The 24,176-nt window shown below is 56.5% G+C and carries 23 protein-coding genes and 1 tRNA gene; 19 read left to right on the plus strand and 5 right to left on the minus strand.

What is annotated here, in order from left to right; all coding sequences use genetic code 11:
* Window positions 1-4: 4 nt before the first annotated feature.
* From pepP to ACWKXN_RS17325, 7 genes are all read left to right on the plus strand, one after another.
* Window positions 5-1,318: a Xaa-Pro aminopeptidase gene (gene pepP, locus ACWKXN_RS17295; protein WP_454544073.1), complete on the plus strand. Its 1,314-nt coding sequence runs from the start codon at window positions 5-7 to the stop codon at window positions 1,316-1,318.
* Window positions 1,315-2,493, plus strand: a complete 1,179-nt coding sequence (gene ubiH, locus ACWKXN_RS17300) for a 2-octaprenyl-6-methoxyphenyl hydroxylase (RefSeq protein ID WP_454544068.1) — start codon at window positions 1,315-1,317, stop codon at window positions 2,491-2,493. Before pepP ends, ubiH begins: the two co-directional genes overlap by 4 nt.
* Window positions 2,494-2,505: 12 nt before the next feature.
* Complete coding sequence (gene ubiI, locus ACWKXN_RS17305; protein WP_039262975.1) at window positions 2,506-3,708, plus strand: FAD-dependent 2-octaprenylphenol hydroxylase; 1,203 nt, start codon at window positions 2,506-2,508, stop codon at window positions 3,706-3,708.
* A gap of 397 nt (window positions 3,709-4,105) precedes the next feature.
* On the plus strand, window positions 4,106-5,200 hold the full coding sequence (gene gcvT, locus ACWKXN_RS17310; protein WP_454544069.1) for a glycine cleavage system aminomethyltransferase GcvT: 1,095 nt from the start codon (window positions 4,106-4,108) through the stop codon (window positions 5,198-5,200).
* A gap of 23 nt (window positions 5,201-5,223) precedes the next feature.
* Complete coding sequence (gene gcvH, locus ACWKXN_RS17315) at window positions 5,224-5,613, plus strand: glycine cleavage system protein GcvH (protein ID WP_008499718.1); 390 nt, start codon at window positions 5,224-5,226, stop codon at window positions 5,611-5,613.
* Between the two features lie 126 nt (window positions 5,614-5,739).
* Entirely contained in the window at window positions 5,740-8,613 is a 2,874-nt protein-coding gene (gene gcvP, locus ACWKXN_RS17320) for an aminomethyl-transferring glycine dehydrogenase (RefSeq protein WP_454544070.1), read from the plus strand.
* A gap of 70 nt (window positions 8,614-8,683) precedes the next feature.
* Complete coding sequence (locus ACWKXN_RS17325; RefSeq protein ID WP_032660097.1) at window positions 8,684-9,427, plus strand: SDR family oxidoreductase; 744 nt, start codon at window positions 8,684-8,686, stop codon at window positions 9,425-9,427.
* Between the two features lie 83 nt (window positions 9,428-9,510).
* On the opposite strand, the gene bglA is transcribed toward ACWKXN_RS17325, so the two are convergent.
* Both bglA and ACWKXN_RS17335 read right to left on the minus strand, forming a co-directional pair.
* Window positions 9,511-10,944: a 6-phospho-beta-glucosidase BglA gene (bglA, locus tag ACWKXN_RS17330; protein ID WP_033146593.1), complete on the minus strand. Its 1,434-nt coding sequence runs from the start codon at window positions 10,942-10,944 to the stop codon at window positions 9,511-9,513.
* A gap of 116 nt (window positions 10,945-11,060) precedes the next feature.
* The gene (locus ACWKXN_RS17335) at window positions 11,061-11,792 is read right to left on the minus strand and encodes a MurR/RpiR family transcriptional regulator (protein WP_032660101.1); all 732 of its coding nucleotides are present in this window, start codon (window positions 11,790-11,792) and stop codon (window positions 11,061-11,063) included.
* Window positions 11,793-11,843: 51 nt separating this feature from the next.
* On the opposite strand from ACWKXN_RS17335, the gene yqfB reads away from it, so the two are divergent.
* Window positions 11,844-12,155 (plus strand): N(4)-acetylcytidine aminohydrolase, encoded by a 312-nt coding sequence (yqfB, locus tag ACWKXN_RS17340; RefSeq protein ID WP_033146592.1) that lies wholly within the window; start codon window positions 11,844-11,846, stop codon window positions 12,153-12,155.
* A gap of 165 nt (window positions 12,156-12,320) precedes the next feature.
* A complete protein-coding gene (trhA, locus tag ACWKXN_RS17345; protein ID WP_033146591.1) occupies window positions 12,321-12,980 on the plus strand; it encodes a PAQR family membrane homeostasis protein TrhA in 660 nt (219 codons plus the stop codon).
* 63 nt (window positions 12,981-13,043) lie between these two features.
* On the opposite strand, the gene ygfZ is transcribed toward trhA, so the two are convergent.
* Entirely contained in the window at window positions 13,044-14,024 is a 981-nt protein-coding gene (gene ygfZ / locus ACWKXN_RS17350; protein ID WP_045888315.1) for a tRNA-modifying protein YgfZ, read from the minus strand.
* 294 nt (window positions 14,025-14,318) lie between these two features.
* Here ygfZ and sdhE point away from each other — a divergent pair, with 294 nt between their 5' ends.
* Both sdhE and ACWKXN_RS17360 read left to right on the plus strand, forming a co-directional pair.
* The gene (sdhE, locus tag ACWKXN_RS17355) at window positions 14,319-14,585 is read left to right on the plus strand and encodes an FAD assembly factor SdhE (RefSeq protein ID WP_010435322.1); all 267 of its coding nucleotides are present in this window, start codon (window positions 14,319-14,321) and stop codon (window positions 14,583-14,585) included.
* On the plus strand, window positions 14,566-14,976 hold the full coding sequence (locus ACWKXN_RS17360) for a protein YgfX (protein WP_021242050.1): 411 nt from the start codon (window positions 14,566-14,568) through the stop codon (window positions 14,974-14,976). The genes sdhE and ACWKXN_RS17360 overlap by 20 nt, the downstream gene beginning before the upstream one ends.
* 6 nt (window positions 14,977-14,982) lie before the next feature.
* Here the strand turns inward: ACWKXN_RS17360 and fldB are convergent, their stop codons facing one another.
* Entirely contained in the window at window positions 14,983-15,504 is a 522-nt protein-coding gene (gene fldB, locus ACWKXN_RS17365; protein WP_023309099.1) for a flavodoxin FldB, read from the minus strand.
* A 101-nt stretch (window positions 15,505-15,605) separates the two neighbouring features.
* Here fldB and xerD point away from each other — a divergent pair, with 101 nt between their 5' ends.
* From xerD to lysS, 5 genes are all read left to right on the plus strand, one after another.
* Entirely contained in the window at window positions 15,606-16,502 is an 897-nt protein-coding gene (xerD, locus tag ACWKXN_RS17370; RefSeq protein WP_023309098.1) for a site-specific tyrosine recombinase XerD, read from the plus strand.
* Between the two features lie 28 nt (window positions 16,503-16,530).
* Complete coding sequence (dsbC, locus tag ACWKXN_RS17375) at window positions 16,531-17,244, plus strand: bifunctional protein-disulfide isomerase/oxidoreductase DsbC (protein ID WP_023309097.1); 714 nt, start codon at window positions 16,531-16,533, stop codon at window positions 17,242-17,244.
* Between the two features lie 5 nt (window positions 17,245-17,249).
* Window positions 17,250-18,983, plus strand: coding sequence for a single-stranded-DNA-specific exonuclease RecJ (gene recJ / locus ACWKXN_RS17380; protein ID WP_454544071.1), 1,734 nt, complete (start codon window positions 17,250-17,252; stop codon window positions 18,981-18,983).
* Between the two features lie 90 nt (window positions 18,984-19,073).
* Window positions 19,074-20,172 (plus strand): peptide chain release factor 2 gene (gene prfB, locus ACWKXN_RS17385; RefSeq protein WP_096151315.1). Its coding sequence is split into 2 segments (ribosomal slippage): window positions 19,074-19,148 and window positions 19,150-20,172, totalling 1,098 coding nucleotides; the frame shifts between segments, so codons are not numbered across the junction.
* A 9-nt stretch (window positions 20,173-20,181) separates the two neighbouring features.
* Entirely contained in the window at window positions 20,182-21,699 is a 1,518-nt protein-coding gene (gene lysS, locus ACWKXN_RS17390; protein WP_096151316.1) for a lysine--tRNA ligase, read from the plus strand.
* 38 nt (window positions 21,700-21,737) lie between these two features.
* Here lysS and idi read toward each other — a convergent pair whose 3' ends face one another.
* The gene (gene idi, locus ACWKXN_RS17395) at window positions 21,738-22,280 is read right to left on the minus strand and encodes an isopentenyl-diphosphate Delta-isomerase (protein ID WP_048980553.1); all 543 of its coding nucleotides are present in this window, start codon (window positions 22,278-22,280) and stop codon (window positions 21,738-21,740) included.
* Window positions 22,281-22,461: 181 nt separating this feature from the next.
* Here idi and actS point away from each other — a divergent pair, with 181 nt between their 5' ends.
* From actS to ACWKXN_RS17410, 3 genes are all read left to right on the plus strand, one after another.
* Window positions 22,462-23,187 carry an amidase activator ActS gene (gene actS, locus ACWKXN_RS17400; protein ID WP_101744677.1) on the plus strand — a complete coding sequence of 242 codons (726 nt, stop codon included), beginning with the start codon at window positions 22,462-22,464 and terminating at the stop codon, window positions 23,185-23,187.
* Between the two features lie 80 nt (window positions 23,188-23,267).
* Window positions 23,268-23,341, plus strand: a tRNA-Gly gene (locus ACWKXN_RS17405).
* Between the two features lie 422 nt (window positions 23,342-23,763).
* Window positions 23,764-24,176: POTRA domain-containing protein (locus tag ACWKXN_RS17410; RefSeq protein ID WP_454544072.1), on the plus strand; the 413-nt coding region annotated here is incomplete at its 3' end.

Here is a 24,176-nt window from a genome sequence, read left to right on the forward strand (position 1 = left end):
GGTTATCTCGAGTCAAGAGTATTCCCGCCGCCGTCAGGCGCTGCTGGCAACAATGCAGCCGGGCAGCGCCGCGCTGATTTTTGCTGCACCCGAAGTCACGCGCAGCGCCGACAGCGAATATCCCTATCGCCAGAGCAGCGACTTCTGGTACTTCACCGGCTTTAACGAGCCGGAAGCGGTGCTGGTGCTGATTAAGAGCAATGACACCCACAACCACAGCGTGATTTTCAACCGCGTGCGCGATCTAACGGCCGAAATCTGGTTTGGCCGCCGCCTGGGCCAGGAGGCCGCACCGGCGAAGCTGGGCGTTGACCGCGCGCTGGCGTTTAGCGAAATCAACCAGCAGCTCTATCAGCTGCTTAACGGCCTAGACGTGCTCTATCACGCGCAGGGTGAATATGCCTACGCCGATGAGATTGTTTTCACCGCGCTGGATAAGCTGCGCAAAGGCTCGCGGCAGAACCTGTCCGCGCCGGCCACGCTGACGGACTGGCGTCCGGTGGTGCATGAAATGCGCCTGTTCAAGTCTGAAGAAGAGCTGAATTTGATGCGTCGTGCGGGCGAAATCAGCGCCCTGGCGCACACCCGCGCCATGGAAAAGTGCCGTCCCGGGATGTTCGAATACCAGCTGGAAGGCGAAATTCATCACGAATTTAACCGCCACGGCGCGCGTTATCCCTCCTACAACACCATTGTTGGCGGCGGAGAAAACGGCTGCATTCTGCACTACACCGAAAACGAAAGCGCGCTGCGCGACGGCGATCTGGTCCTGATTGACGCCGGTTGCGAATACCAGGGCTACGCGGGGGACATCACCCGTACCTTCCCGGTGAACGGTAAATTCTCACCGGCACAGCGCGCCATTTATGACATTGTCCTGGAATCGCTTGAGACGGCGCTCAGGCTGTATCGTCCCGGTACCTCCATGCAGGAAGTGACCGGCGAAGTGGTGCGCATCATGATTACCGGTCTGGTCAGGCTCGGGATCCTGAAAGGGGAGGTCGATATCCTGATCGCTGAAAATGCGCATCGACCGTATTTCATGCACGGCCTGAGCCACTGGCTGGGGCTGGATGTGCATGACGTTGGCGCGTACGGCACCGACCGTTCGCGCGTGCTGGAGCCGAGCATGGTGTTAACCGTGGAGCCAGGCCTGTATATCGCGCCGGATGCCGACGTGCCTGAAGAGTACCGCGGAATTGGCATTCGCATCGAAGACGACATCGTGATCACCGAAACCGGTAACGAAAACCTGACCGCGAGCGTCGTGAAAAACGCTGACGATATCGAGGCGCTGATGGCAGCGGCACGCGCATGAGCGTGATTATCGTTGGCGGCGGCATGACCGGGGCCACGCTGGCGCTGGCCATTTCGCATTTGACGAAGGGGCAGCTTCCGGTGCACCTGGTTGAAGCTATCGCACCGCAGGCGAAGAATCATCCCGGTTTTGATTCGCGCGCGATTGCCCTGGCGCAGGGCACCTGCCAGCAGCTGTCCCGCATTGGCATCTGGCAGGCCATCGCTGATTGCGCGACGGCAATTAAAACCGTTCACGTAAGCGATCGCGGCCATGCTGGCTTTGTCACGCTGGACGCGCAGGATTACCGCATTGACGCGCTGGGTCAGGTTGTCGAGCTGCACGACGTCGGATTGCGTCTGTTTCGTCTGCTCCAGGATGCGCCGGGCGTCACGCTGCATTGCCCGGCGCGCGTGGCCAGCGTGAGCCGCAGTGAGGAGTCGGTCAGCGTAACGCTGGAAAACGGCACCGTGCTTGAAGGCCAGCTTCTGGTCGCCGCGGACGGCTCGCGCTCATCGCTCGGCGCCCAGTGCGGCGTGGAGTGGCGTCAGCAGCCTTACGGGCAGGTTGCGGTCATTGCCAACGTCTCTACCGCAGCTGAACACCACGGCAGGGCGTTTGAACGCTTTACGCAGCATGGCCCGCTGGCGATGCTGCCGATGTCGGACGGGCGCTGTTCGCTTGTCTGGTGTCATTCGCAGGATAAGGCCGAAGAGGTTAAAGCCTGGTCAGACGAACGTTTTTGTACCGAGCTGCAGAAAGCCTTTGGCTGGCGGCTGGGGCGTATTACCCATGCTGGACAGCGGGCGGTTTACCCGCTTTCGCTGACTACTGCCTCTCAGTCCATCTCGCATCGTCTGGCGCTTGTCGGTAATGCCGCGCAGACGCTACACCCCATCGCGGGGCAGGGGTTCAACCTTGGCCTGCGGGATGTTATGAGCCTGGCGGAAACCCTGTCTCAGGCATGGGGCGAACAAAAAGACTGTGGCGCTTATTCGGTGCTCAGCCATTACCAGAAGCGCCGCCAGGCGGATAAAGAGGCGACGATTGGCGTCACCGACGGCTTAGTCCATCTTTTTGCCAATCGCTGGGCACCGCTGGTTGCGGGTCGCAACCTCGGGCTAATGGCGATGGAATTATTCATTCCGGCACGTGACGTGCTGGCGCAGCGGACTCTTGGTTGGGTCGCGCGTTAAGGAGTTATCACCGTGCAAAATGTTGATGTCGCCATCGTTGGCGGCGGTATGGTCGGACTGGCTCTGGCCTGTGGTTTACAGGGCAGCGGCCTGCGCGTGGCGGTGCTGGAGCAAAAGCAGCCTCAGCCCGTTGCACCAGATGCCCCGCCGGAACTCCGCGTCTCGGCGATCAATGCCGCCAGCGAGAAATTGCTGACGCACCTTGGCGTCTGGGCAGATATTGTGGCGCAGCGCGCCAGCTGCTATCACGGCATGGAAGTGTGGGATAAAGACAGCTTTGGTCATATTGCTTTTGATGATGAAAGCATGGGTTACAGCCATCTGGGTCATATCGTCGAAAACGCGGTGATCCACCACGCGCTGTGGCAGAAAGCGCAGCAGTGCAGCGACGTGACGCTGATTGCGCCTGCGCAGATCCAGCAGGTGGCGTGGGGTGAAAACGAGGCGTTTATCACCTTACAGAGCGGCGACATGCTGACCGCGCGTCTGGTGGTCGGTGCTGACGGTGCGAACTCCTGGCTGCGGAATAAAGCCGATATCCCGCTGACCTTCTGGGACTATCGTCATCACGCTCTGGTGGCGACGATCCGTACCGAGGAGCCGCACGGCGGCGTGGCGCGGCAGATTTTCCACAACGACGGCATTCTGGCGTTCCTGCCGCTTGCCGATCCGCACCTGTGCTCGATTGTCTGGTCCCTGGTGCCTGAAAAAGCCCAGCTGATGCAGGAGGCGACGCCGGATGCCTTTAACCAGGCGCTGTGCATGGCGTTTGATAACCGCCTTGGCTTGTGCACCCTTGAAAGCGAGCGGCAGGTGTTCCCGTTAACCGGCCGCTACGCGCGTCAGTTTGCCGCGCACCGTCTGGCGCTGGTGGGGGATGCGGCTCATACCATTCATCCGCTGGCCGGGCAGGGCGTCAACCTTGGCTTTATGGACGCGGCGGAGCTGGTTGAGGAACTGCGTCGCCTGCATCGCGAAGGCAAAGATATCGGTCAGCATCTTTACCTGCGTCGCTACGAGCGCAGCCGCAAGCACAGTGCGGCGATGATGCTGGCGGGCATGCAGGGCTTCCGCGAGCTGTTTGCCGGCGCAAATCCGGCGAAAAAACTGCTGCGCGATATTGGTCTTAAACTGGCCGATACGCTTCCTGGCGTCAAACCTCAACTCCTCCGTCAGGCGATGGGTCTTAACGACCTGCCGGACTGGCTACGTTAATTTAGACCCCTGTCACACTTTATTTTCCCGGCCTCTGCGCCGGGGAAATTCCCTCGTTTGAAATATTCTAATTTCACGTCATTTTTCGCATTAGAAAATCTAATCTACGGGATTTTATGTTACGGAAATTCGGCCCGTTTTTCCGCATGAAATATCACCATGTGCTAAATCCTGTTAGATCATTGTTAATTTTGTGTGGGGTTAATCGCATTTTTCCAGTGAATAACTCTGTAGGCTTTTTAGCATTTTTTGGTCATAAGCTAATGTGATGACCCGTTTTACCTTATGGTTAACCGCCGGTTTCGGTGGTAAGTTCGGGTAAAAGAGAACGTTTGCGTCGGCGCCAGGTGACGGGGCCGATACCGGGTTTCACGGTGAATTTTTCAACGAGGACAAGATGGCTCAACAGACTCCTTTGTACGAACAACACGTGTTATGCGGCGCCCGCATGGTGGACTTCCATGGCTGGATGATGCCGCTGCACTACGGCTCGCAGATTGATGAGCACCACGCGGTGCGCACCGATGCCGGTATGTTCGACGTGTCCCACATGACGATTGTCGATCTGCGCGGTAGCCGCACCCGGGAGTTTTTGCGTTATCTGCTGGCAAACGACGTCGCCAAACTGAAAACGCCGGGTAAAGCGCTCTATACCGGCATGCTGAACGCCTCGGGCGGCGTGATTGATGACCTTATCGTCTATTACTTCACTGAAGATTTCTTCCGCCTCGTTGTCAACTCCGCCACCCGCGAAAAAGACCTCTCCTGGATCACCCAACACGCCGAACCTTATGCCATCGACATCACCGTCCGTGACGATCTGTCGCTGATCGCCGTGCAGGGGCCGAACGCGCAGGCGAAAGCCGCATCTCTGTTTAACGACGAGCAGCGCAAAGCAACCGAAGGCATGAAGCCGTTCTTCGGCGTGCAGGCGGGCGATCTGTTTATCGCCACCACCGGCTACACCGGTGAAGCGGGCTACGAAATTGCGATGCCGAACGAGAAGGCCGCTGATTTCTGGTGCGCGCTGGTGGAAGCGGGCGTGAAGCCTGCGGGTCTGGGCGCGCGCGATACGCTGCGTCTGGAAGCGGGGATGAACCTCTACGGTCAGGAGATGGATGAAGGCGTTTCTCCGCTGGCCGCCAACATGGGCTGGACCATCGCATGGGAACCGGCTGACCGTGACTTTATTGGCCGTGAAGCGCTGGAGATGCAGCGTGAGAAGGGCACTGAACAGCTGGTGGGTCTGGTGATGACCGAGAAGGGCGTGCTGCGCGGTGAACTGCCGGTGCGCTTTACCGATGCCGACGGCAATCCTCGCGAAGGCGTGATCACCAGCGGTACCTTCTCCCCGACGCTGGGCTACAGTATTGCACTGGCACGCGTGCCGGCGGGCATTGGCGAAACGGCGGTGGTGCAAATCCGCAACCGCGAAATGCCGGTCAACGTGACCAAACCGATTTTTGTTCGCGCCGGTAAGCCGGTCGCCTAATCATTTTTATCAGGAGAACTTCAATGAGCAATGTGCCAGCAGAACTGAAATACAGCAAAGAACACGAGTGGCTGCGCAAAGAGGCGGACGGCACTTACACCGTAGGGATCACCGAGCACGCGCAAGAGCTGCTGGGCGACATGGTGTTTGTTGACCTGCCTGACGTGGGCACGACCGTTAGCGCGGGCGACGACTGCGCCGTGGCGGAGTCCGTAAAAGCGGCTTCTGATATCTACGCTCCTGTAAGCGGCGAAATCGTTGCCGTCAACGACGCGCTGAGCGATTCGCCAGAGCTGGTGAACAGCGAGCCTTATGAAGGCGGCTGGATCTTCAAGATCAAAGCCAGCGACGAATCTCAGGTTGCCGCGCTGCTGGATGCGACCGCGTACGAAGCACTGTTAGAAGACGAGTAAGCCATTATCCCTCTCCCCTTTGGGGAGAGGGTAGGGTGAGGGGAACAGACGATACCCTCACCCCAGCCCTCTCCCTAAGGGAGAGGGAGACAACACATTCACTGCACGTTTCAGGAACCATCGCTCATGACACAGACTTTAAGCCAGCTTGAAAACCGTGGCGCCTTCATTGAACGTCACATTGGGCCGGATGCTCAGCAACAGCAGGAGATGCTGAAGACAGTTGGCGCGGATTCATTAAACGCACTGATCGGCCAGATTGTGCCAAAAGACATCCAGCTTGCCACGCCGCCTCAGGTGGGGGAAGCCACCACGGAATTCGCCGCGCTGGCGGAGCTGAAGGCTATCGCAGGCCTGAACAAGCGCTATAAGTCTTACATTGGCATGGGCTACACCAACGTGCAGTTACCGCCGGTTATCCTGCGCAACATGCTGGAAAACCCGGGCTGGTACACCGCTTATACCCCGTATCAGCCAGAAGTCTCCCAGGGCCGTCTGGAAGCGCTGCTGAACTTCCAGCAGGTGACGCTGGATCTGACCGGTATGGATATCGCCTCCGCCTCGCTGCTGGATGAAGCGACCGCCGCCGCCGAAGCGATGGCGATGGCAAAACGCGTGAGCAAGCTGAAAAATGCCAACCGCTTCTTCGTGGCGGGGGACGTGCATCCCCAGACGCTGGACGTGGTGCGTACCCGCGCAGAAACCTTCGGCTTTGACGTGATCGTAGACGACGCCGACAAAGTGCTGGATCACCAGGACGTCTTCGGCGTGCTGCTGCAGCAGGTGGGCACCACCGGCGAAGTTCACGACTACGGCGCGCTGATTGCCGAGCTGAAAACCCGCAAAGTGGTTGTCAGCGTTGCCGCCGATTTTATGGCGCTGGTGCTGCTGACGGCGCCGGGTAAACAGGGCGCGGATATCGTATTCGGTTCAGCGCAACGCTTCGGCGTGCCGATGGGCTACGGCGGCCCGCACGCGGCGTTCTTCGGCGCGAAAGATGAATTCAAACGCTCTATGCCAGGCCGCATTATCGGCGTCTCAAAAGACGCTGCCGGTAACACCGCGCTGCGCATGGCGATGCAAACCCGCGAGCAGCACATCCGCCGCGAGAAAGCGAACTCCAACATCTGTACCTCCCAGGTGCTGCTGGCAAACATCGCCAGCCTCTACGCCGTGTTCCACGGCCCGGCAGGCCTGAAGCGCATTGCCAGCCGCATTCACCGCCTGGCCGATATTCTGGCCTGCGGTCTGCAGCAGAAAGGTCTTAAGCTGCGCCACGCTCACTACTTCGACACCCTGTGTGTGGAAGTGGCGGACAAAGCGGCCGTGCTGGCGCGCGCGAATGCAGCAGAGATCAACCTGCGCAGCGACATCCACAACGCCGTCGGCATTACGCTGGATGAAAGCACCACCCGCGACGATATCCTGAACCTGTTCAGCGTGTTGCTGGGTGACGCGCACGGTCTGGACATTGATGCGCTCGACAAAGAGGTCGCGCTCGACAGCCGCTCCATTCAGGAAAGCATGCTGCGTAATGATGCGATCCTGACGCATCCGGTGTTTAACCGCTACCACAGCGAAACCGAGATGATGCGCTATATGCACTCTCTGGAGCGCAAGGATCTGGCGCTGAACCAGGCGATGATCCCGCTGGGATCCTGCACCATGAAGCTGAACGCCGCGGCGGAGATGATCCCGATCACCTGGCCTGAATTCTCCGAGCTGCACCCGTTCTGTCCGCCAGAGCAAGCGGAAGGTTATCATATGATGATCAACCAGCTTTCCGACTGGCTGGTGAAACTGACCGGTTATGACGCGCTCTGCATGCAGCCGAACTCCGGCGCGCAGGGCGAATACGCGGGTCTGCTGGCGATCCGTCACTATCACGAAAGCCGCAACGAAGGTCACCGCGATATCTGCCTGATCCCAAGCTCCGCCCACGGTACCAACCCGGCCTCTGCCCAAATGGCGGGCATGGAAGTGGTGGTGGTAGCGTGCGATAAGAACGGCAACATCGATCTGGTCGACCTGCGTGCGAAAGCCGAGCAGGCGGGCGACAAGCTCTCCTGCATCATGGTGACCTACCCGTCTACCCACGGCGTGTACGAAGAGACCATCCGTGAAGTGTGCGAAGTGGTGCACCAGTTCGGCGGTCAGGTTTACCTCGACGGCGCAAACATGAACGCTCAGGTGGGCATTACCTCTCCGGGCTTTATCGGCGCGGACGTGTCGCACCTGAACCTGCACAAAACCTTCTGCATCCCGCACGGCGGTGGCGGCCCGGGCATGGGCCCAATCGGCGTGAAAGCGCACCTGGCACCGTTTGTACCGGGCCACAGCGTAGTGCAGATTGAAGGCATGCTGACCCGTCAGGGCGCGGTCTCTGCGGCACCGTTCGGTAGCGCCTCTATCCTGCCAATCAGCTGGATGTACATCCGCATGATGGGCGCGGAAGGGCTGAAGCAGGCGAGCCAGGTGGCGATCCTGAACGCCAACTATATTGCGACTCGCCTGAAGTCTGCCTTCCCGGTGCTCTATACCGGCCGCGACGGTCGCGTGGCGCACGAGTGCATCCTCGATATTCGTCCTCTGAAAGAAGCGACGGGCATCAGCGAGCTGGATATCGCCAAGCGCTTGATTGACTACGGCTTCCACGCGCCAACCATGTCGTTCCCGGTAGCGGGTACGCTGATGGTGGAGCCAACGGAATCTGAAAGCAAAGCCGAGCTGGACCGCTTTATCGACGCGATGCTGGCGATCCGCATGGAGATCGACCGCGTGCAGGACGGCGAATGGACGCTGGAAGATAACCCGCTGGTTAACGCCCCGCACACCCAGCACGAAATGGTTTCCGAGTGGAACCACGGTTATTCCCGCGAGCTGGCCGTCTTCCCTGCAGGCGTGGCAAACAAATACTGGCCGACCGTGAAGCGTCTTGATGACGTGTACGGCGACCGTAACCTGTTCTGCTCCTGCGTGCCGATGAGCGAATACCAGTAATATTATTGGTGTAGTCATAAAGGCCGGGTAAGGCGAAGCCGCCACCCGGCTTTTTTATTGGGAGAAGAAAATGGCAATAGCACTGGTCACCGGCGCCAGCCGGGGCATTGGGAAAGCCACCGCGCTGCAGCTGGCGCGCGAAGGCTACACCGTGGCGGTGAACTATCACCACAACATTAAAGCCGCGACGGACGTGATCAACCAGATCGTTGAAGCGGGCGGTAAAGCCTTTGCCGTCCGCGCGGATATCAGTGATGAAGCCCAGGTGCTGGCGATGTTTGACAGCCTCGATCGTGAAGGCGAGCCGCTTCGTGCGCTGGTCAATAATGCGGGCATTCTGTTTGAACAATCCACTATCGAGAACCTCTCCGCTGAGCGCATTAACCGCGTCCTGGCGACCAATGTCACGGGCTACTTTCTCTGCTGCCGGGAAGCGGTAAAACGCATGTCCTTCAGGCATGGCGGCAAGGGCGGGGCGATAGTGAACGTCTCTTCCGCCGCGTCTCGCCTGGGCGCGCCGGGTGAATATGTGGATTATGCCGCGTCCAAGGGGGCGGTGGATTCGCTGACAACCGGGCTATCGCTGGAGGTGGCGGCGCAGGGTATTCGCGTCAACTGCGTACGTCCGGGTCTGATTTATACGGATATTCATGCGTCCGGCGGAGAGCCGGGGAGGGTGGATCGCGTGAAATCCTTGCTGCCGATGCAGCGCGGCGGCCAACCGGAAGAGGTGGCGCAGGCGATTGTCTGGCTGCTGAGCGAGAAGGCGTCGTACGTAACGGGCAGTTTTATTGAGTTGGCTGGCGGGAAATAAGCCCCTCACCCTAACCCTCTCCCAAAGGGAGAGGGGATCAATCGTAGGCCGGTGAAAGCGAAGCACCGCCCGGCGTTACGGCGTTAAAGTTTCTCGCCGTTGCTGGCAATCACTTCCTTATACCAGTTAAAGCTCTTCTTGCGGGAACGCGACATGTCGCCCGTGCCGTCGTCGTGCTTGTTCACGTAGATAAAGCCGTAGCGCTTGCTGTACTGGCCGGTGGTGAACGACACGCAGTCGATGCAGCCCCATGGCGTATAGCCCATCAGATCCACGCCGTCGTGCGTCACGGCTTTGATCATCTCTTCCACGTGGGCACGCAGGTAGTCGATGCGATAGTCGTCGTTGATGCTGCCGTCTTCTTCCACCTTATCGTAGGCGCCGAACCCGTTTTCCACGATAAACAGCGGCTTCTGATAACGCTCGTACAGTTCGCACAGGGAATAACGCAGGCCTACCGGATCGATCTGCCAGCCCCAGTCGGATGCTTTCACGTGCGGATTCGGCACGCTGCCTTCGAAACCGGAAATCGCATCGCCGGTACCGCCTTCCGCTTTCACCGCGTTGGTCATGTAGTAGCTGAAACCTAAGTAGTCGCAGGTACCTTCACGCAGGATCTGCTCGTCGCCTGCCTCCATTTTGATGGAGAAGCCGCGGCGCTCCCACTCGTTCAGCACGTAGGACGGGTAGTAACCACGCAGCTGGACGTCGGTAAAGACATAGCGCTCGCGCATGGATTCCTGGGCGAACATCACGTCTTCCGGTTTGCAGGAGAACGGATAGAGCGCCACCATCGCCAGCATGCAGCCGACCTTCATCTCCGGGTTGATGCGGCGCGCGGCTTTCACCGCCAGGGCGCTGGCCACAAACTGGTGGTGCAGGACCTGGTACATGGTCTCTTCCGGATTGTCATGTTCGGTATAGACCACGCCCGAGCAGCAGTAACCGAACAGTGGCGCGCGCCAGTTACGCTGGTTATTGATTTCGTTGAAGGTCATCCAGTATTTGACTTTGTTTTTGTAGCGCTCAAAGACCACTTCCGCGAAGCGCACAAAGAAATCGACCACTTTACGGTTGGTCCAGCTGCCGTACTCCTGCACCAGGTGCAGCGGCATTTCGAAGTGGGAGAGGGTGATCACCGGTTCGATGTTGTATTTCAGCAGCTCGTCGAACATGTCGTCGTAGAACTTCAGCCCCTCTTCGTTTGGCTGCGTTTCGTCACCTTTCGGGAAGATGCGCGTCCAGGCGATAGAGGTGCGGAAGCACTTGAAACCCATCTCGGCAAACAGCTTGATGTCTTCTTTATAGTGGCCGTGGAAGTCGATGGCCTCGTGGTTTGGGTAGTATTTACCCGGCACTACTTCCTGGGTGATTTCGCGCGGGACGCCGTGCGCACCGCCGGTCAATACGTCACAAATGCTTGGCCCTTTTCCGCCTTTGTTCCAGCCGCCTTCAACCTGGTGAGCGGCAACCGCGCCGCCCCATAAAAAATCTTTTGGTAAGGTTAATTTTTTCATCGCTGCTCTTCTCAATAAATGGCTTATTGGCATCGAGTCTAGCAAAGCGAAATTGAATGTCACGATATAACAATTCACAGTAAATGTGATTTGTTACACCAAAAAAACAGGGTGTTTTATTCTGTGAGTTTCTTCGCCAGTTTACGTCCGAGAGACTCCAGAATATAAATGACGGGAATTTGCGTGGTGATGTCGTAGACGCCTGCAATACGCGTCTGAGGAACATGCCAGGAGAGATTAAAGTCCGCCAGTTTTGCGAGACGCGAGTGCTCGTGGCTGGTTATCGAGAGCACCTTGCAGTGATGCAGGCTGAACTGGCTGGCGAAGCGCAGGATTTCCTCGGTCTCGCCAGAGACGGAAAGCACAATTGCCAGCGCATTTTTCGCCATATCATTGGTGACCGGGAAATAAGGATCATCAATATGGTTACTGAATTTCCCGATATTAGAAAAGAAGCGTGCGCCATATTTTGCCAGCGAACCCGATGTTCCGGCACCGACAAATATAATTCGCTCTGACGATAAAATAATATCAACCGCCTTATCTAATAACGCATCGAACTCTTCATTATTCACGCTTTTAAAAAAGCTGATAATTTCGCTGGCACCGAAATTCGCCTGCTGGGGCTCGTTCTGTTCAAGATAAAGCTTAAAGCGCACCCGAAATTCAGAATACCCTTCGCAGTTAAGCTTGCGGCAAAAGCGCAGGATGGTCGTGGTTGAGACGTCTGCCGCATCCGCCAGCTCGCGGATGGTCATGTACATCACTTTGTCACGATTTTTTATGACATAGTTGTAGACCATCATCTCCAGGTTATTGAGACTGGCAATGGCGGAATGGGAGAACATGCTCACAATGGCTACACTCACTCATCAGACTTTTCTTCAGGGAATAATAACATGCAGCCAAACGACATCACTTTTTTTCAGCGCTTTCAGGACGACATCCTGGCCGGACGTAAAACCATCACTATCCGGGATAAAAGTGAATCCCATTTCAAAACCGGCGATATCCTGCGGGTGGGGCGTTATGAGGATGATGGTTATTTTTGCACCATCGAAGTAACAGGAACGTCAACCGTTACGTTCGACACATTGACGCAAAAACATGCTGAACAGGAGAACATGACCCTGGATGCATTGAAAAGCGTGATCGCAGAGATCTACCCCAGGCAGAACCAGTTTTATGTAATTGATTTTAAATGTTTATAATTTAAATCGAAACGCGCGTTCGCTGAAATTAAAGTGTAACTGTCTGATTGTAATTTAGAAACGTTATGTTTAACTTTATTTTAGCTAACAGGTGTTCACTGGAATCATTCTCAGTTAGCATAGTTATGCGATGAATAATCATCTTTTGTTTTCCCGGAGTTTTGTATGGTGAGCAGACCATTAATCGCACAGGGATATTCGCTGGCTGAGGAAGTAGCCAACAGCATCAGCCACGGCATTGGCCTGGTGTTTGGGATTGTCGGTTTAGTGTTATTGCTGGTGCAGGCGGTGGATGCCAATGCCAGCGCGATGGCCATTACCAGCTACAGCCTGTATGGCGGGAGTATGATCCTGCTGTTCCTGGCGTCGACGCTGTATCACGCGATCCCGCATCAGCGGGCCAAGATGTGGCTCAAGAAATTTGACCACTGTGCTATCTATCTTCTGATTGCAGGTACCTACACACCGTTTCTGCTGGTGGGGCTCAACTCACCGCTGTCGCGTGGCCTGATGATTGTTATCTGGAGCCTGGCACTGCTGGGGATCCTGTTTAAGCTGACCATCGCGCACCGGTTTAAGGTGCTGTCACTGGTCACCTATCTGACAATGGGCTGGCTGTCGCTGATTGTGGTGTATCAACTGGCAATCAAACTGTCGGTAGGGGGCGTGACGCTTCTGGCCTTAGGCGGCGTGGTGTACTCGCTCGGCGTGATTTTCTACGTCTGCAAGCGCATCCCGTACAACCATGCCATCTGGCACGGCTTTGTGCTGGGCGGCAGCGTATGCCACTTTTTGGCGATCTATTTGTACGTGGGGCAGGTGTAGTTTTTTCCACCGTGCGGGCCACCGGCCCTCTCCCACAGGGAGAGGGAGGGCACCTGGATACGATTACTCTTCTAACGAATATGGCAACGGCTCGATGCTCAGCGTGTTCGCATCGTCACGCACGCGAAACACGCTGTCGGCTTCCATGTCGTTGTTCATGACGGCCTGTACCAAAAGACGTCCATCATCGAGCTGTACGGCGGCTAACACGGTGCCGGTGCGGCGCCAGTTATCACCCATCTTCAGCTCTAAGTCTTCACCCGCTTCAGGTACACGGCTGGCATGGCCCGCCAGCGTCCACAGCGCTCGTTTGTTAGCTCCGCGGAATTTTGCACGCGCCACCATCTCCTGGCCGGTGTAACAGCCCTTTTTAAAGCTGATGCCCCCCAGCGCCTGCAGGTTCGTTGCCTGAGGAATAAACTGCGCGCTGTTTGCTGCGTCAATCACCGGCAGACCCGCTTCGATGTTCAGCGCCAGCCACTGCTGACTGTTGTTGAGCTGCGCTTCGCCGCGCAGCGCTTCGGTCACGCGTTCGGCCGTTGCCGCATCCGTGACTAACAGGAAACGCTCCGCCGGGTGTTCAAACCACAGGATGGAGGTCCCGCCTTCGCTGACCACCTGCTTTTCTGCATCCGGCAGTTCGCTGAAGAGATTTTTCAGCGCCGCACGGGCCTGGAAACCGGCCACACCCAGCAGGACATGTTCGTCGTCCGGGGCGATCGTGACTTTGGAGAAGACTGCGTACTTCTTCAGCTCTTTGAGCTGGGCTTCTTGCAGGCTGCGGCGCTCAATAAAAGCAAAGCCGTCCTGACGGCGGAAGAGGCGCAGGTTGCTCCACATTTTGCCTTTTGGATCGCAATGCGCTGCCAGCAGGTGCTGGTGTTCGGTCATCTGGCTGACGTCGGCGGTCACCTGGCCCTGCAGATATTTTTCGGCGTCGGCACCGGTGAGCGTTGCCAGCGCCCAGTCATCAAGAGAAATAAGCGTCAGCGGCAGACGCGCAGAGGCGGCGGGCTGGCGAGGAGAAAATGGTGTAAATGCCATAACGATATCCTGAATTGCTTAACGCTTTGATAATGCCTAATGGTAAAAGAGCCTGCAGGCAATGCAAGCGCTTTCAGCAGACCATTTGTGCCCTAAACCGGTTATGCGTAGCGCTACGCAAAATAATGTAATCCGCTGTCTTTGTAGGGATTATTCTGGAAGCCTGCTCGGCGATCGCAATATTCCAGTAATGAAACGGTCAAAAACACGTTACACTAGCTGGTGTCCCCGTAGAGAAATAAAGAACACTGAACGGGGTACCGACTGTGCCAAACGTAATGCAGGAAACTGAACATGGATATTAACAACAAGGCCCGTATTCACTGGGCGTGCCGTCGCGGCATGCGTGAACTTGATATTTCCATCATGCCTTTCTTCGAATATGAGTATGACAGCTTAAGCGATGATGATAAGCGTCTGTTTGTTCGCCTGCTGGAGTCTGACGATCCGGATTTATTCAACTGGCTGATGAACCACGGCAAACCCGCCGACACCGAGTTGCAACGGATGGTGCAATTAATTCAAACACGGAATCGGGAACGTGGTCCTGTGGCAATCTGATCTTCGCGTCTCGTGGCGCTCGCAGTGGATGTCTTTATTGCTCCACGGCCTGGTTGCGGCCTTTGTTTTGCTGATGCCGTGGCCGCTGAGCTATACGCCGCTGTGGCTGCTGTTACTGTCGTTTGTCGTTTTTGACAGCGTACGCAGCCAGCGTCGCATTAATGCCCGTCAGGGAGAGATTAAATTACTGATGGATTCCCGCCTGCGCTGGCAGGGTAAAGAGTGGGATATTCTCGGTATGCCCTGGATGCTCAACTGCGGCATGATGTTACGGTTACGCAAGGTGGACGGCGGGCGTTGCCAGCATCTGTGGCTGGCGGCTGACAGTATGGATGCTGCCGAGTGGCGGGACCTGCGCCGGATGCTGTTGCAACAGACGACGCAGGGGTAATGCGCGTTAGCTAAACTTTTCAGCCATTTCGCCCAGAATCTGCTCGCACCAGCTTTGCAGGCGCTCATCGCTGAGATCGTACTGGTTGGTTTCATCCAGCGCGAGTCCAACAAACAGTTCGCCGTCGGCAATAATCGGTTTTTTACTGGTGAACTCGTAACCTTCGGTTGGCCAGTAGCCGATAAACGACACTCCTTTCGGCGCCAACTTGTCATGCAGCATGCCGAGCGCGTCCAGGAACCATTCCCCGTAGCCCAGCTGATCCCCCATGCCGTACATGGCAATGATTTTGCCGTCGAGATTGACCGAGTCGAGTTGATCCCAGATGGCTTCCCAGTCTTCCTGTATCTCACCAAAATCCCATGTTGGGATGCCAAGGATCAGGACATCGTACTGTTCCATCAGCGCGACCGCGTCATCTTTCAGGTTATGCAACGTCACCAGTTCCGGGCCAATGATGTCGCGAATTTTCTCTGCCGCCATTTCGGTGTAGCAGGTGCTGGAACCATAGAACAGACCAATATTCATCGCGTAACTATCTCAATTCTTGCTTTGACTATGCTCGTAGTGTACCAGAAACCGGTCGCAATCAGGCATAATGGCCTGACTGCAGAATCAAAGGGGCTGATGTGGAAAAGGATCTCGCACTGATCGAACAGTTTCTCGACGCGCTGTGGCTGGAGAAAAATCTTGCCGAGAATACCCTCAGCGCCTACCGTCGCGATCTCACCATGCTGGTGGAGTGGCTTGCGCACCGGGGGTTATCCCTTGCGAGCGCGCAGCGTGACGACCTGCAGGCGCTGCTTGGGGAACGTATCGCAGGGGGCTACAAAGCCACCAGTTCCGCGCGTTTGCTCAGCGCCATGCGTCGGCTGTTCCAGCACCTCTACCGTGAGAAGATCCGCGAAGACGATCCCAGCGCGCTGCTGGCATCTCCTAAGCTCCCGCAGCGGCTGCCGAAAGATCTCAGCGAAGCACAAGTTGAGAGATTATTACAGTCACCGGCTGTTGACCTGCCGCTGGAGTTACGCGATAAAGCCATGCTTGAGCTATTGTATGCTACCGGCTTGCGCGTTTCGGAACTGGTTGGCCTGACGATGAGCGACATCAGCCTGCGTCAGGGCGTGGTGCGCGTCATTGGTAAAGGCAACAAGGAAAGGCTGGTTCCGCTGGGTGAAGAGGCGGTTTACTGGCTGGAAACTTACCTGGAGCATGGTCGTCCGTGGCTGCTCAATGGTACGTCTATCGACGTCCTGTTTCCGAGCCAGCGCGCCCAGCAGATGACGCGGCAAACGTTCTGGCATCGCATCAAGCATTACGCCACACTGGCGGGTATCGATAGTGAAAAGCTTTCGCCGCACGTATTGCGTCACGCCTTCGCGACGCATCTGTTAAACCACGGCGCTGATTTACGCGTGGTGCAGATGCTGCTGGGCCACAGCGATCTTTCCACGACGCAAATTTACACCCATGTCGCGACGGAACGCCTGCGGCAGCTACACCAACAGCACCACCCTCGTGCGTGAGTGCCGACGAATTGTAACAGGATCACATATGAAAAAGACTTTCGCGCTGTTCACCCTGCTGGCAGCTTCATTTACCGGTTTCGCCCATGCGGACGACGCCGCCATCAAACAGTCGCTGGCTAAGCTTGGCGTCACCGGTAGCGATATTCAGCCTGCACCGGTTGCCGGCATGAAAACGGTACTCACCAACAGCGGCGTGCTGTACGTCACCGAAGACGGCAAACACATTATTCAGGGGCCAATGTACGACGTGAGCGGCGCGCAGCCGGTAAACGTCACCAACCAGCTGCTGATGAAAAACCTGAACGCGCTCGAAAAAGAGATGATCGTCTATAAAGCGGCGCAGGAAAAACACGTCATTACCGTCTTCACCGACATCACCTGCGGCTACTGCCACAAGCTGCATGAAGAGATGAAAGACTATAACGCGCTGGGCATTACTGTGCGTTACCTGGCCTTCCCGCGCGCGGGCGTGCAGAGCCAGCCAGAGCAGGACATGAAGGCTATCTGGTGTGCGAAAGACCGCAACAAAGCGTTCGACGACGCGATGAACGGCAAAGGCGTTAAGCCGGCCTCCTGCGACATTGATATCGCTAACCACTATGCGCTCGGCGTGCAGTTTGGCGTGAGCGGTACGCCAGCGATTGTCCTGAGCAACGGCTATGTTGTTCCGGGCTATCAGGGACCAAAAGAGATGAAAGAGTTCCTCGACGCGCACCAGAAACAGTTTGGTGGTAAATAATCCGCGTGAAAGCCCCGATAAAATTGCGCCGCCGCGAGGCGGTTGAACCCGTTGATTTACCGGACGATCTCCCGGCGCTGCTTAAGCGTCTCTACGCCAGCCGCGGCGTGCGTCGCGCTGAGGATCTTGAACGCAGCGTGAAAGGGATGCTGCCCTGGCAGCAGCTGAGCGGTATCGAAAAAGCTACCGAAATGCTCTACAACGCGCTTCAAGAGGGAACGCGGATTGTGGTGGTGGGCGATTTCGACGCCGACGGCGCAACCAGCACCGCGCTGAGCGTGCTCAGCCTGCGCGCGCTGGGCTGCGATAACGTCACGTATCTGGTACCGAACCGTTTTGAAGACGGCTATGGCCTCAGCCCGGAAGTGGTCGATCAGGCCCACGCCCGTGGTGCACAGATGATCATGACCGTCGATAACGGGATCTCCTCCCATGCGGGCGTCGATCATGCTCACGCGTTGGGGATCCCGGTGCTGGTCACCGATCACCACCTGCCGGGCGAAACGCTGCCGGATGCGGAAGCGATTATTAACCCCAACCTGCGCGACTGCGATTTCCCGTCGAAATCCCTCGCAGGCGTGGGCGTAGCGTTTTATCTGATGCTGGCGTTACGGACCCTGCTGCGCGATAAGGGCTGGTTCGACTCTCGCGGTATTGCCGTACCGAACCTGGCCGAATATCTCGATCTGGTGGCGCTGGGCACCGTCGCGGACGTGGTACCGCTCGATACCAATAACCGCATTTTGACCTGGCAGGGCCTAAGCCGCATTCGGGCGGGCAAGTGCCGTCCGGGGATCAAGGCGCTGCTGGAGATTGCCAACCGCGATCCGCTCAAGCTGGCGGCAAGCGACCTGGGCTTTGCCCTCGGGCCGCGTCTTAACGCAGCCGGAAGGCTGGACGATATGTCCGTCGGCGTGGCGCTGCTGCTGTGCGACAACATCGGTGAAGCGCGCGTGCTAGCCAACGAGCTGGACGCGCTGAACCAGACACGCAAAGAGATTGAGCAGGGGATGCAGGCCGAAGCGCTGACCCTGTGCGAAAAGCTTGAACGCAGCGGCGATACGCTGCCGGGCGGCCTGGCGATGTACCATCCCGAGTGGCATCAGGGCGTGGTGGGCATTCTGGCGTCGCGTATTAAAGAACGTTTCCACCGGCCGGTGATCGCATTCGCCCCCGCGGGTGACGGCACGCTGAAAGGCTCGGGCCGCTCAATCCAGGGGCTGCACATGCGCGACGCGCTGGAACGTCTCGATACGCTGTATCCGGGTCTGATGATCAAGTTCGGCGGCCATGCGATGGCGGCTGGCCTGTCTCTGGAAGAGGCGAAATTCGACGAGTTTCAGCGTCTGTTTGGTGAGCTTGTCACCGACTGGATTGACCCGGCCCTGCTGCAGGGGGAAGTGGTGTCCGATGGCGAGCTTTCACCGCTTGAGATGACGATGGACGTGGCCCAAATGCTCCGCGATGCCGGTCCGTGGGGGCAGATGTTCCCGGAACCGCTGTTCGACGGGCGTTTCCGCCTGCTGCAGCAGCGTATTGTCGGCGAACGTCATCTGAAAGTGATGGTCGAGCCCGTGGGCGGTGGTCCGCTGCTGGACGGCATCGCCTTCAACGTTGACACGGCGGTATGGCCGGACAACGGCGTGCGCGAGGTTGAGCTGGCGTACAAACTGGACATCAACGAGTTTCGCGGTAACCGCACCCTTCAGATCATCATCGACAATATCTGGCCAATTTAGCGGCAGTAATCTCTATAAAAAAGGGCGTGGATTCGGTACAATCCCGCTCTTATCACCGCATTTTGACAAGTCCATAAAAGAAAACAGACCATGTTTGAAATTAATCCGGTAAAAAACCGTATTCAGGACCTCACGGAGCGCTCTGACGTTCTTAGGGGGTATCTTTGACTACGATGCCAAGAAAGAGCGTCTTGAAGAAGTAAACGCCGAGCTGGAACAGCCGGACGTGTGGAACGAACCTGAACGCGCACAGGCGCTGGGTAAAGAGCGTTCCTCTCTCGAAGCTATCGTAGATACGCTGGATCAAATGGCTCAGGGGCTGGAAGATGTTTCCGGTTTGCTGGAGCTGGCCGTCGAAGCCGACGACGAAGAAACCTTTAACGAAGCCGTGGCAGAACTCGACGTGCTGGAAGAGAAGCTGGCGCAGCTTGAGTTCCGCCGTATGTTCTCCGGCGAATACGACAGCGCTGACTGCTATCTCGATATTCAGGCAGGTTCTGGCGGCACCGAAGCGCAGGACTGGGCCAGCATGCTGACGCGTATGTACCTGCGTTGGGCGGAAGCGCGCGGCTTTAAAACCGAGATTATCGAAGAGTCTGAAGGTGAAGTTGCGGGTCTGAAATCCGTCACCATCAAAATCATTGGCGATTACGCCTACGGCTGGCTGCGTACCGAAACCGGCGTTCACCGCCTGGTGCGTAAGAGCCCGTTCGACTCCGGTGGCCGTCGTCATACCTCCTTCAGCTCCGCGTTTGTTTATCCGGAAGTTGATGAAGATATTGATATCGAAATTAACCCGGCGGACCTGCGTATCGACGTTTATCGCGCATCCGGCGCGGGTGGTCAGCACGTTAACCGTACGGAATCAGCGGTGCGTATTACCCACATTCCTACCGGGTTGGTAACACAGTGCCAGAATGACCGTTCCCAGCATAAGAACAAAGACCAGGCCATGAAGCAGATGAAAGCGAAGCTTTATGAGCTGGAGATGCAGAAGAAAAATGCTGAGAAACAGGCGATGGAAGACAACAAGTCCGACATCGGTTGGGGCAGCCAGATCCGTTCTTACGTCCTTGATGACTCCCGCATCAAAGACCTGCGTACCGGGGTTGAAACCCGCAACACGCAGGCGGTGCTGGACGGCAGCCTGGACCAATTTATCGAAGCAAGTTTGAAAGCAGGGTTATGAGGAACCAACATGTCTGAACAACAAGCACAGGGCGCTGACGCGGTAGTCGATCTTAACAACGAACTGAAAACCCGCCGCGAGAAGCTGGCAGCGCTGCGCGAGCAGGGCGTGCCGTTCCCGAACGATTTTCGTCGTGACCATACCTCAGACCAACTGCACGCTGACTTCGACGCTAAAGAGAACGAAGAGCTGGAAGCGCTGAACGTTGAAGTGGCCGTTGCTGGCCGCATGATGACCCGTCGTATCATGGGTAAAGCTTCCTTCGTGACCTTGCAGGACGTTGGTGGCCGTATTCAGCTGTACGTTTCCCGTGACGACCTGCCGGAAGGCATCTACAACGAGCAGTTCAAGAAGTGGGACCTGGGCGATATCCTGGGCGCGAAAGGTAAACTGTTCAAAACCAAAACCGGTGAACTGTCTATCCACTGCACCGAGCTGCGTCTGCTGACCAAAGCCCTGCGCCCGCTGCCGGACAAATTCCACGGCCTGCAGGATCAGGAAGCGCGCTATCGTCAGCGCTACCTGGATCTCATCTCTAACGATGAATCCCGTAAGACCTTCAAAATTCGCTCTCAGATCATGGCCGGTATCCGCCAGTTCATGGTCAACCGCGACTTTATGGAAGTGGAAACCCCAATGATGCAGGTGATCCCTGGCGGCGCGTCTGCGCGTCCGTTCATCACCCATCACAACGCCCTGGACCTGGACATGTACCTGCGTATCGCGCCGGAACTGTACCTGAAGCGTCTGGTGGTCGGTGGTTTCGACCGTGTGTTCGAAATCAACCGTAACTTCCGTAACGAAGGTATCTCCGTTCGTCATAACCCAGAGTTCACCATGATGGAACTCTATATGGCGTATGCGGATTACAAAGATCTGATCGAGCTGACCGAATCCCTGTTCCGCACCCTGGCGCAGGACATTCTGGGCACCACCGAAGTGCCTTACGGTGAAGAGGTCTTCGACTTCGGCAAGCCGTTCGAAAAACTGACCATGCGCGAAGCGATCAAGAAATACCGTCCGGAAACCAATATGGCGGACCTGGATAACTTCGATTCTGCGAAAGCGATCGCGGAAAGCATCGGTATCAAGGTTGAGAAGAGCTGGGGTCTGGGCCGTATCGTGACCGAGATCTTCGAAGAAGTGGCCGAAGCGCACCTGATTCAGCCGACCTTCATCACCGAATACCCGGCTGAAGTCTCTCCGCTGGCGCGTCGTAATGACGAGAACCCGGAAATCACCGATCGCTTCGAATTCTTCATCGGCGGCCGTGAAATCGGCAACGGCTTTAGCGAGCTGAACGATGCGGAAGACCAGGCTCAGCGCTTCCAGGATCAGGTTGACGCGAAAGCGGCAGGCGACGACGAAGCGATGTTCTTCGACGAAGACTACGTGACCGCGCTGGAGCACGGTCTGCCGCCAACGGCGGGCCTGGGGATTGGTATCGACCGTATGGTCATGCTGTTCACCAACAGCCACACCATCCGCGACGTGATCCTGTTCCCGGCGATGCGCCCGGTGAAATAAGGCGTTAAGATGTAAAAAAAGCCCCGAAAGGGGCTTTTTTATTGCGCCGCGAAGGCTTTGAGTTTTTCGCGGGCGGTTATCGCTTCCATGACCATCCACGGGCTAAAGGCCCAGGGCGTCGCGTCCAGCGCGCGGAATAACGCGTCCAGCTCAACCCACTGATAGTCCATCACTTCATCTTCGTTTATCGTCACGTCATTGGTGATGCGGGCCGCGAATACCGGGCAAATTTCGTTTTCCACAATCCCCGACGGGTCGGTTTCCCGATAGCGAAATTCAGGGGCGACGGCGGTGATATCGGTCAGCTCAGCGCCCACTTCAAAGCGGCAGCGGCGGATTATCGCCTGTATCGTCTCTTCGCCGGACTGCGGGTGGCCGCAGACGGAGTTGGTCCAGACGCCGGGCCAGGCTTTTTTGGTTAAGGCGCGCCGGGTGATCAGACATTCGCCGTTTGCGTTAAAAAGCCAGGAAGAGAAAGCCAGATGCAGCGGGGTATGTAAGGTGTGCGCGGCATATTTTTCCTGAGTGCCAATCACCATTCCCTGGTCGTTTACCAAAATAACGTGTTCTTGAATACTCATTGATGCTCCAGTGCCAAAATGCCGAGTGGTTCAGCACCATCAGCCGGATCATTATACTGCATTCTTATACGAACGGTTTGGCGTGTAGAGCGGAAAAGGGCATGACCCATATTCGTTTTGGCTGTTATCATAGTGCGCCATTCACGCTGACCGAGGATCTGTTTTGTTTGCAGGAAGCCTGATGAGAAACCCCATCACCGCCATTTTTTGCCTGACGCTGACGCTATTGCTGGCGGGCTGCTCAGGGAGCAAATCTTCGGATATGGGCAGCTATTCCGGTTCGGTCTATACCGTTAAGCGCGGGGATACGTTGTACCGGATTTCGCGCGCAACGGGAACCAGCGTGAAGGATCTGGCGCGGCTGAATAATCTCTCTCCGCCCTACACCATCGAGGTGGGGCAGCAGCTGAAAGTTAGCGGCGGATCGTCCTCGGGTAAAAAATCCTCTTCGAAAGGCAAAACCGCCAAAGTGACGCCGTCCTATCAGGTGCCGCAATCGTCATGGCCGCCGGTTGGACAGCGCTGCTGGATTTGGCCTGCCAGCGGTAAAGTGGTCGCCCCTTACTCACTCTCTGAAGGTGGCAACAAGGGTATTGATATCGCCGCTGCGCGCGGTACGCCGGTTTATGCCTCCGGGGCAGGGAAGGTGGTGTACGTGGGTAACCAGCTGCGCGGCTACGGTAACCTGATCATGATTAAGCATGGCGAAGACTACATCACTGCCTATGCGCACAACGATACTATGCTGGTCAACAACGGGCAGAACGTCAAAGCCGGGCAGAAGATTGCCACCATGGGCAGCACCGGCACGGACGCGGTGAAGCTGCACTTCCAGATTCGCTATAAGGCGACGGCCATCGACCCGCAGCGTTATCTGCCTGCGCCCGGCAGCAAACCGAAGTGCTAAGTGATTATTTTATCGCCGGTTAGTTGTTAAGAGGCTTGTATGAAGGTGCGTAAGGTCTATAATGCCATACGCACCTCAAAGCGGGCGTAGTTCAATGGTAGAACGAGAGCTTCCCAAGCTCTATACGAGGGTTCGATTCCCTTCGCCCGCTCCAGCTTTTCCTGATGTTATCTTCCTTTGCCTGTTTTTATCCTGTCCACGCTTTCCCATACAGATATCGTCATGCTGTTGATTGATAACTTCAAAGACGTTATCGCGCGAGCCCCATATTCAGCACTGAATTATCAGACTCCATCAGAGTTTGCAGCACGATGAGTGTAACGGGTAATTTAATCAGCACTACTCGCTGACGTTTACATCTCATTATTGGGAAGGTTAGTTAATATTTTGTGAAAGAAGGAACCATGATCGAATAATAAAGCTTTCAGAAACTACACTCTTCTTTATCACGGATTTTTATTTTTTTAGACTTAACGCAAATATTACTACCAATTATAGTAGCCCTCTTTTTGAGACTATTCTCTATTGCGTCGGAGCTGGCATAATTAAGAAAACCAAAAAATATTATCCTTTTATATGCGCTATTACAGCAAAGCCGTCTTTTTTTGCTCGTTATTTTTTTGCTCTCTGAGCCATGCAGCCCCCCTTACTCCTGCTGACCGGGACACCGTGCGTCAGCAGCAGGAGGAACTGTTATTAAAGAACCAGCAACAGCGTGAAGAGCTGGAGCGGAGTATTCCTCGTCCCGCGCCTGACAGACCGCTGCCTGCAGCCGGCGCCGGGCCCTGCTTCACCATTGATACCATTACCCTTTCCGGCACGACCCTCATTTCCCCGAAAACGCAGCAGGCCCTTGTCGCGCCGTGGCAGGGCCGGTGTCTGGATATGGCGAAAATAACGGAGCTTCTCGCCCGTATTTCTGACTGGTATATCAGCCGGGGATATATCACCAGCCGCGCCTTTCTTACCGAGCAGGATCTCTCCGGCGG

This window comes from Enterobacter sp. UPMP2060 (assembly GCF_053709655.1).